Origin of the sequence: Stenotrophomonas sp., assembly GCF_031995405.1 — a bacterium.
Taxonomy (GTDB): Bacteria; Pseudomonadota; Gammaproteobacteria; order Xanthomonadales; family Xanthomonadaceae; genus Stenotrophomonas.
Genome location: NZ_DAMAGC010000151.1, coordinates 1 through 8,614, shown reverse-complemented (window position 1 = coordinate 8,614; position 8,614 = coordinate 1). Strand labels below are relative to the sequence as shown.

General features: G+C 66.4%; 5 protein-coding genes. All 5 read left to right on the top strand.

Features of this window, described 5'->3' with window-relative positions; all coding sequences use genetic code 11:
• Positions 1-278 precede the first annotated feature (278 nt).
• The 5 genes from RTO53_RS18175 to lpdA all read left to right on the top strand — a co-directional run bounded on the left by RTO53_RS18175 (position 279) and on the right by lpdA (position 8,448).
• Positions 279-1,700: a cupin domain-containing protein gene (locus RTO53_RS18175; RefSeq protein WP_312239113.1), complete on the top strand. Its 1,422-nt coding sequence runs from the start codon at positions 279-281 to the stop codon at positions 1,698-1,700.
• 2 nt (positions 1,701-1,702) lie between these two features.
• Complete coding sequence (locus tag RTO53_RS18170) at positions 1,703-2,611, top strand: GNAT family N-acetyltransferase (RefSeq protein ID WP_312239112.1); 909 nt, start codon at positions 1,703-1,705, stop codon at positions 2,609-2,611.
• A 184-nt stretch (positions 2,612-2,795) separates the two neighbouring features.
• Positions 2,796-5,627: a 2-oxoglutarate dehydrogenase E1 component gene (locus RTO53_RS18165; RefSeq protein WP_312239111.1), complete on the top strand. Its 2,832-nt coding sequence runs from the start codon at positions 2,796-2,798 to the stop codon at positions 5,625-5,627.
• Between the two features lie 43 nt (positions 5,628-5,670).
• A complete protein-coding gene (gene sucB, locus RTO53_RS18160; RefSeq protein ID WP_312239110.1) occupies positions 5,671-6,882 on the top strand; it encodes a dihydrolipoyllysine-residue succinyltransferase in 1,212 nt (403 codons plus the stop codon).
• A gap of 129 nt (positions 6,883-7,011) precedes the next feature.
• Complete coding sequence (gene lpdA, locus RTO53_RS18155) at positions 7,012-8,448, top strand: dihydrolipoyl dehydrogenase (protein ID WP_312239109.1); 1,437 nt, start codon at positions 7,012-7,014, stop codon at positions 8,446-8,448.
• Positions 8,449-8,614 lie beyond the last annotated feature (166 nt).

Sequence of the window (8,614 nt, the reverse complement as noted above, 5' to 3'; positions counted from 1 at the left end):
CCCAGGACCGTGTGTTGCCATGGATGGCAACACCGAGCCCCCAAGGACGGGTTCACGGCGTGTCCTGGGCAAGGCTGCCCGGCCACCTCACGCCATGGACAATCAAAGCGCCGTCGTCGAAGCAAGCCGCTCTGCCGCTCTGCCACCCGCAACCATTCCGCACCCCGCGACACCCCACCGCAGGTGCACATCCGCCCCAACCAGCGGACAATAGACACCGCTCGCGCCGGCCCACGCCGCGCCCCCGCTTTCCGTCTACACGCTCCAAGGATTCCCCCATGGCTGCCCGCAAGACCAAGACCCCCGTCATCGAAATCCAGGCCCGCCCCGGCCTCCCGCTGGGCATGCCCGCCGCCACCTTCCTGCGCGACTACTGGCAGAAGCGCCCCCTGCTCATCCGCGCCGCGTTCCCCGACTTCCAGACCCCCGTCCAGCCCGAAGACCTCGCCGGCCTAGCCTGCGAAGAAACCGCCCTGGCCCGCCTGATCACCCACGATCGCGCCACCGACGGCTGGAGCGTGCGCACCGGACCGTTCCAGGAAGAAGAATTCCCCGGCATGCCCGACCACGACTGGACCCTGCTCGTCCAGGACGTCGACAAGTGGGATCCGGACGTGCGCGCCCTCATCGGCCATTTCGACTTCCTCCCGCGCTGGCGCATGGACGACGTCATGATCAGCTTCGCCGCCACCGGCGGCTCGGTCGGCGCCCACGTCGACCAGTACGACGTCTTCCTCCTGCAGGCATACGGCCACCGCCGCTGGCAGATCGACGCCAGCGAATCCACCAAGGGCAAACGTCCCCCGCTGGACTTCCGCGACGACGTCGAACTCAAGCTCCTGCGCCGCTTCAAACCCACCCACGACTGGGTCCTGGCGCCCGGCGACATGCTCTACCTGCCGCCCAACGTCCCCCACAACGGTGTCGCCGAGGATCCCTGCCTCACCTTCTCCTTCGGCATGCGCGCGCCGGCCTCGGCCGAGCTGATCAGCGATTACCTGGACACCCTCATCGAAGGCGCCGACGAGTCCATCCGCTACCAGGACCCGGACCTCACCGTGCCCGAGGACCCCAACGAAATCGACGTCGTGGCGATGAACCGCGTGGTCGACGCGCTCAACGCCATCCGCATGAACGATCCCGACAAGCTCGGCGACTGGTTCGGCCGCTTCATCACCACCTACCGCGCTGCCGGTGAAGTGATGCCCGGCGGTGAGCCGGTGCAGCGCGAAGAGATCGAAGCTGCCCTCGCCGCCGGCCTGGACCTGCAGCGCCATCCGTGGGCGCGCATGGCCTGGCGCCGGGCCAAGCGCGGCGCCAGCCTGTACTGCAGCGGGCTGGAATTCGCCCTGCCGGTCAAGGATGCCCAGGTCCTGGCCGCCACCGAACAGCTTGGCGCGTCGCTCTACCAGAAGCTTTCGGCCAAGGGCCGCGATGCTGTCCAGGAACTGGTCTCCGGCGGCTACTACCAGCTCTTCGACGCCCTGGCCTTCGATGACGAAGACGAGTACGAAGACGAAGAAGAGGACGACACCTTCGCCGAGGACGCCGTCGTCGATGGCACCGACGCGGTCGAGGTCGACAGCGCGCAGCCCGATGTCCACGAAGTGAACATCCACGAGGACGGCATCGAAGTCATCGTCGATTTCGACGACACCGACGAGAGCGACGACGCCCAGGACGACGGCAAGGCCCACTGAACATGGGCGCCCTCGGCATCCAGGTCGCCGTGGTCGACTATCCCGCGCAGCGCGACGCGCTGCACGGGGTCCGGCACCGCGTGTTCGTCGACGAACAGCGGGTCCCGGCCGAACTGGAGATCGATGCGCTTGATCCGCTGAGCGTGCACGTATTGGCACGCACCGCACAGGGCGAGCCGATCGGTGCCGGCCGGCTCACCCCGGACGGCCGTATCGGTCGCATGGCCGTGCTGGCCAGTGGGCGCGGCCATGGGGTCGGTGAGGCGATGCTGCTGGCCCTGGTCGAGGCCGCGCGCGCCCGCGGTTGGCGCGAAGTGACCCTGCACGCCCAGCTACCGGCCCGGGTGTTCTATACGCGCCAGGGCTTCCTGCCCGAAGGCGAGGTGTTCGAAGAGGCCGGCATCGCCCACCAGCACATGCGCCGCGTGCTGGACGGCGCGGCCAACATCGCCACCTTTGATGAGGCAGTGGCCATCACCACCGCCCTGGTCCACCGCGCCCGCCGCCAGTTGTGGATCCACAGCCGCCAGCTCGACCCTGGCCTGCTCGACGCCCCGCCGGTGCTGGAGGCCCTGCGCCGCTTCGGCACCGCCCGCCACGACAAGCAGGCCTGGCTGATCGTCCACGACGCCCTGGCCATCGCCCAGTCCGGGTCGCCGCTGCCCGGGCTGCTGCAACGGCTGCCCAGCGTGTTCCGGATCCGCCAGGTGAGCGACCCCATCGACCGCGCCCTGGCCTCGGCCTGTCTGCTCAACGATGCCGGCGACTACTACTTTCGTCTGGGTGGGCACCGCCACGACGGCGAAGCCGCGCTCGCGCTGCCAGCACGTTCGCGACCGTTGCAGGACGGTTTGCAGCGCGTATGGGAACGTTCGCGTGAATGCAGTGAATTGCGCGCCATCGGTCTGTAGCTCACGTCACGGGCTCGAACCTGTCTGGGAATGACACCGCAGTCCACCCGGGACCGCCGCGGTGCCCCTTCCTGTCTCGATGGGGGTACAATTTGGGGAGTTAGATACCGCCCGCGCAGGGCTATTCACTTTTCCCTGCCGGATCATCGAAGCCTTACCCCACAAGCGAATCCGACCCTCCATCGTGGACAATCTACTGAAGCAGTTTGCGCAGTCTTCGCAGCTCGCCGGCGGCAACGCCTCCTATATCGAGGATCTGTACGAGCAGTACCTCGTTTCTCCGGACAGTGTCGATCCCAAATGGAAGACCTACTTCGACGGCTTCAAGGGCCGCGAAGCCGGTGACATTCCGCACTCGGCCGTCATCGCCCACATCACCGACGCTGCCAAGAACGCTGTCAACAGCGGTACGGCCACCGGTGCCGGCGACGAGCGCGAGCGCAATGTCGGCCGTCTGATCACCGCCTACCGTTCGCGTGGCCACCTCGGCGCCCGCCTGGACCCGCTGGGCCTGACCCCGCCGACCAACCCGCCGGACCTGGGGCTGCCGTTCCACAGCCTGTCCGAGAGCGACCTGGGCAGCGAGTTCAGCACCGGCGGCATCGCCGGCCAGCCGCGCATGAAACTGCGCGACCTCCTCGAGCGCCTGAAGAAGACCTACACCGGCTCCATCGGTGCGGAATTCATGCACATCTCCGAGGTCGAGCAGCGCCAGTGGCTGTACCAGCGCCTGGAAACGGCCGGTGGCAACTACAACCTGGATGCCGACACGCAACGTCGCACCCTGGAGCGCCTGACCGCGGCCGAAGGCCTGGAACGCTACCTGCACACCAAGTACGTCGGTCAGAAGCGCTTCTCGCTGGAAGGCGGCGATTCGCTGATCCCGATGATGGACACCATCATCCGTGACGCCGGCAAGGACGGGGTCAAGGACGTGGTCGTCGGCATGGCCCACCGTGGCCGCCTGAACGTGCTGGTCAATACGCTGGGCAAGAGCCCGCGCAAGCTGTTCGACGAGTTCGAAGGCAAGTTCGAGCACGACGACCACGCCTCGGCCGGTGACGTGAAGTACCACATGGGCTTCTCGGCCGACGTGTCCACCCCGGGTGGCGCCGTCCACCTGGCGCTGGCGTTCAACCCGTCGCACCTGGAAATCGCCGACCCGGTCGTGGCCGGCAGCGTGCGCTCGCGCCAGGAACGTCGTGGCGATACCGAACGCAAGCAGGTCATGCCGATCCTGATCCACGGCGACGCGGCCTTCTCCGGCCAGGGCGTGGTCATGGAGCTGTTCCAGATGTCCCAGGCCCGCGGCTTCGCCGTCGGTGGCACGGTGCACATCGTGGTCAACAATCAGGTCGGTTTCACCACCTCCAACCCGCTGGATACGCGCTCCACGCGCTATGCCACCGACGTGGCCAAGATGATCGCCGCACCGGTGCTGCACGTGAACGGCGATGACCCCGAAGCGGTCGTGTTCGCCGCGCGGCTGGCCTTCGAGTTCCGCCAGAAGTTCGCCAAGGACGTGGTCATCGATCTGATGTGCTATCGCCGTTGGGGCCACAACGAGGCCGACGAACCGGCGATCACCCAGCCGCTGATGTACCAGGTGATCCGCAAGCACCAGACCACCCGCGAACTGTATGCCGCCCAGCTGGAAGCCGCAGGCGTCATCCCGGCCGACGGTGGCAAGGCGCTGGTCGATGCGTACCGCAACAAGCTCGATGCCGGCGAAGTCACCACAGAGCTGGCGGCGGTCGAAAAGACCCCGACCACCAGCAAGATGTACGTCGACTGGCCCAAGCTGCTCAACGGCAAGCTCTCCGATGCGGTCTCCACCGCCGTGGGCATGGAGAAGGTCAAGCAGCTGGCACAGCTGATCAACACCGTGCCCGAGGGCGTGGAACTGCACTCGCGCGTGGCCAAGGTCTACGACGACCGTCGCAAGATGGCCGCCGGCGAGATCCCGGGCGACTGGGGCTTTGCCGAGAACCTGGCGTATGCCACCGTGCTCGACGAAGGCAACAGCCTGCGCCTGGTCGGCCAGGACGTCGGCCGCGGTACGTTCACCCACCGCCACGCGATCCTGCACGACCAGAAGACCGACAACTACTACCTGCCGCTGCGCCAGCTGGTCGAGTCGCCGGAACAGGCCACCATCATCGATTCGCTGCTCAGCGAAGAAGCGGTGATGGCCTATGAGTACGGCTTCTCCACCACCGATCCGAACACCCTGTGCATCTGGGAAGGCCAGTTCGGCGACTTCGCCAACGGCGCCCAGGTCGTGATCGATCAGTTCATCGCTGCCGGCGAAGCCAAGTGGGGCCGCATCACCGGCCTGACCCTGCTGCTGCCGCATGGTTACGAAGGCCAGGGGCCGGAGCACAGCTCCGCGCGCCTGGAGCGTTTCCTGCAGCTGTGTGCGCTGGAGAACATGCTGGTGTGCGTGCCGTCTACCCCGGCGCAGGCGTACCACATGCTGCGTCGCCAGATGCGCATGACCACCCGCAAGCCGCTCATCGTGATGTCGCCCAAGTCGCTGCTGCGCCACAAACTGGCCGTGTCGACCCTGGAAGAACTGGCCAACGGCGAGTTCCAGCACCTGATCGGCGATGCCAAGGCAGAGACCAGGAAGGTCAAGCGCGTAGTGCTGTGCTCGGGCAAGGTGTACTACGACCTCCTCGAAGACCAGACCAAGCGTGGCCAGGACGATGTCGCCATCATCCGCGTCGAACAGCTGTATCCGTTCCCGCGCGTGGCACTGGCAGCGGAGCTGAAGAAGTACGGCAAGGCGGCCGATGTGGTGTGGTGTCAGGAAGAACCGCAGAACCAGGGTGCCTGGTACCAGATCCGTCACCACCTGCAGGCGTGCCTGGCCGATGGCCAGAGCATCCATTACGCAGGTCGCGCCCGTTCGGCATCGCCGGCCGCTGGACACATGGCTGACCACATCATCGAACAGCAGAAGCTGATCGCCGATGCCCTGGTCAACCCGTTCAACGACTCGGTCGCTGAATAACTCCCTCCCTCATTCTAGAAAAGACAAACCAGGAAGCTCCCGCATGGCCACCGAAGTCAAAGCCCCGGTACTGCCCGAATCCGTCGCCGACGGCACCATCGCCACCTGGCACAAGAAGGTCGGCGATGCCGTCAAGCGCGATGAAAACCTGCTTGATCTGGAAACCGACAAGGTCGTCCTGGAAGTGCCGTCGCCGGTCGATGGCGTGCTGAAGGAAATCAAGTTCGAGGTGGGTGCCACCGTGACCTCCAGCCAGGTCGTGGCCATCATCGAAGAAGGCGCCACCGCCGCTGCTGCGCCGGCCGCCGAAGAGAAGAAGGCTGACGCGGCGCCGGCCGCTGCCGCACCGGCAGCCGCTGCCCCGGCTGCTGCTGCGGCCCCGGCTCCGGCCAGCAAGTCCGCTGCCGATGCCCTGCCCCCGGGCGCCCGCTTCTCGGCCATCACCGAAGGCGTGAACCCGGCCGACGTGTCCGGCACCGGCCGTCATGGCGCGGTGACCAAGGAAGACATCGTCAACTTCGCCCGCAACGGCGGCGCCGGCAAGGCCGGTGGCGCACGTCCGGAAGAACGCGTGCCGATGACCCGCATCCGCAAGCGCATCGCCGAGCGCCTGATGCAGTCCAAGAACAGCACGGCGATGCTGACCACCTTCAACGAGGTCGACCTGTCCAAGGTCTCGGCCGCGCGCAAGGATCTGCAGGACGAGTTCGTCAAGGCCCATGGCATCAAGCTGGGCTTCATGAGCTTCTTCGTGAAGGCCGCCGCCAATGCGCTGCAGCGCTTCCCGCTGGTGAATGCCTCGATCGACGGCGACGACGTCATCTATCACGGCTACTCGGACATCTCCATCGCCGTATCGACCGACAAGGGTCTGGTGACCCCGGTGCTGCGCAACGTCGAGCGCATGTCCTTTGCCGACATCGAGAAGACCATCGCCGACTACGCCAAGAAGGCCCGTGACGGCAAGCTGAGCCTGGAAGAACTGCAGGGCGGCACCTTCACCGTGACCAACGGCGGCACCTTCGGCTCGCTGCTGTCGACCCCGATCATCAACCCGCCGCAGAGCGCCATCCTGGGCATGCACGCGATCAAGGAACGTCCGATCGCCCAGAACGGCCAGGTCGTGATCGCGCCGATGATGTATCTGGCGCTGTCCTACGATCACCGCATCATCGACGGCAAGGACTCGGTCCAGTTCCTGGTGGACATCAAGAACCAGCTGGAAAACCCGGGCCGCATGCTGTTCGGCCTGTAAGACCTCCCACCCCTCCGCGTCCGCGCGGAGGGGTGCTGGTTTCAGGGCACGGTGCCCCCTGCTTTCTCCCCGGCGCATGCGCGCCACCGGCTTCGACCGAAGCTCGGGAATGCAACAAGGAATATCTCAATGGCTGAACAATTCGACGTCGTCGTCATCGGTGCCGGTCCGGCCGGCTATCACGCCGCCATCCGCGCCGCGCAGCTGGGCCTGAAGACCGCCTGCATCGACGCGGCCCTGGGCAAGGACGGCAAGCCGGCCCTGGGTGGCACCTGCCTGCGCGTGGGCTGCATCCCGTCCAAGGCGCTGCTGGATTCCTCGCGCCAGTTCTGGAACATGGGCCACATCTTTGGCGACCACGGCATCACCTTCAAGGACGCCAAGATGGACGTCGAGGCGATGGTTGGCCGCAAGGACAAGATCGTCAAGCAGTTCACCGGCGGCATCGGCATGCTGTTCAAGGCCAACAAGGTCGCCGCCTATTACGGCTTCGGTGAGCTGCAGCCGGGCAACGTGGTCAAGGTCACCCAGCACGACGGTTCCATCGTCGAGCTCAAGGGCACCAACGTGATCATCGCCGCCGGTTCGGACTCGATCGAACTGCCGTTCGCCAAGTTCGACGGCGACACCATCGTCGACAATGTCGGCGGCCTGGACTTCACCGAAGTCCCCGCCCGCCTGGCCGTGATCGGCGCGGGCGTGATCGGCCTGGAACTGGGCAGCGTGTGGAAGCGCCTGGGTTCGGAAGTGACCATCCTGGAAGCGCTGCCGGAGTTCCTGGCCGCTGCCGATACCGAAGTGGCCAAGGCGGCCGCCAAGGAATTCAAGAAGCAGGGCCTGGATATCCGCCTGGGCGCCAAGGTCTCCAAGGCCGAAGTGAACGGCGAGGGCAAGAAGAAGGAAGTCGCCCTGACCTACGCCGATGCCGAAGGCGAGAAGACCCTGACCGTGGACAAGCTGCTGGTGGCCGTCGGCCGTCGCGCCGCCACCAAGGGCCTGCTGGCCGAAGGCACCGGCGTCAAGATCAACGAGCGTGGCCAGATCGAAGTGGACGCGCACTGCCACACCGGCGTCGATGGCGTCTGGGCGGTCGGTGACTGCGTGCGCGGCCCGATGCTGGCGCACAAGGGCTTCGAGGAAGGCATCGCCGTGGCCGAGCTGATCGCGGGCCTGCCGGGCCACGTCAACCTCGACACCATTCCGTGGGTCATCTACACCGAGCCGGAGCTGGCCTGGGTCGGCAAGACCGAGCAGCAGCTGAAGGCCGAGGGCATTCCGTACAAGGCCGGCAGCTTCCCGTTCGCCGCCAACGGCCGCGCCGTGGCCATGATCGAGCCGGCTGGCTTCGTCAAGGTCCTGGCGCACGCTGAAACCGACCGCGTGCTGGGCATGCACCTGGTCGGCGCCAACGTGTCCGAACTGGTTCACGAAGGCGTGCTCACCATGGAGTTCAACGGCTCTTCCGACGACCTGGCGCGCATCTGCCACGCCCACCCGTCGCTGTCCGAAGCCGTGCACGATGCGGCGATGGCCGTGAACAAGCGCGCGATCCACAAGGCCAACTGAGCCCTGTAGATGGCGTAACGAAAAACCCCGCTGCGGCGGGGTTTTTTGTGGGCGCCTCCGCGTCCCGGTAGTGCCGGCATACCGATAACGGTGGGGCCGGCAGCTCTTCCTGTCGGCCCTACGTGGAGCCGGCCAACGGCCGGCACTACCGGTCGCGGCCAACGGC

What these genes read in the sequence shown, in the direction of transcription:
- RTO53_RS18175 (WP_312239113.1), top strand. Translation starts at nt 279, where the DNA reads ATGGCTGCCCGCAAGACCAAGACCCCCGTCATCGAAATCCAGGCCCGC.
- RTO53_RS18170 (WP_312239112.1), top strand. Translation starts at nt 1,703, where the DNA reads ATGGGCGCCCTCGGCATCCAGGTCGCCGTGGTCGACTATCCCGCGCAG.
- sucB (WP_312239110.1), top strand. Translation starts at nt 5,671, where the DNA reads ATGGCCACCGAAGTCAAAGCCCCGGTACTGCCCGAATCCGTCGCCGAC.
- lpdA (WP_312239109.1), top strand. Translation starts at nt 7,012, where the DNA reads ATGGCTGAACAATTCGACGTCGTCGTCATCGGTGCCGGTCCGGCCGGC.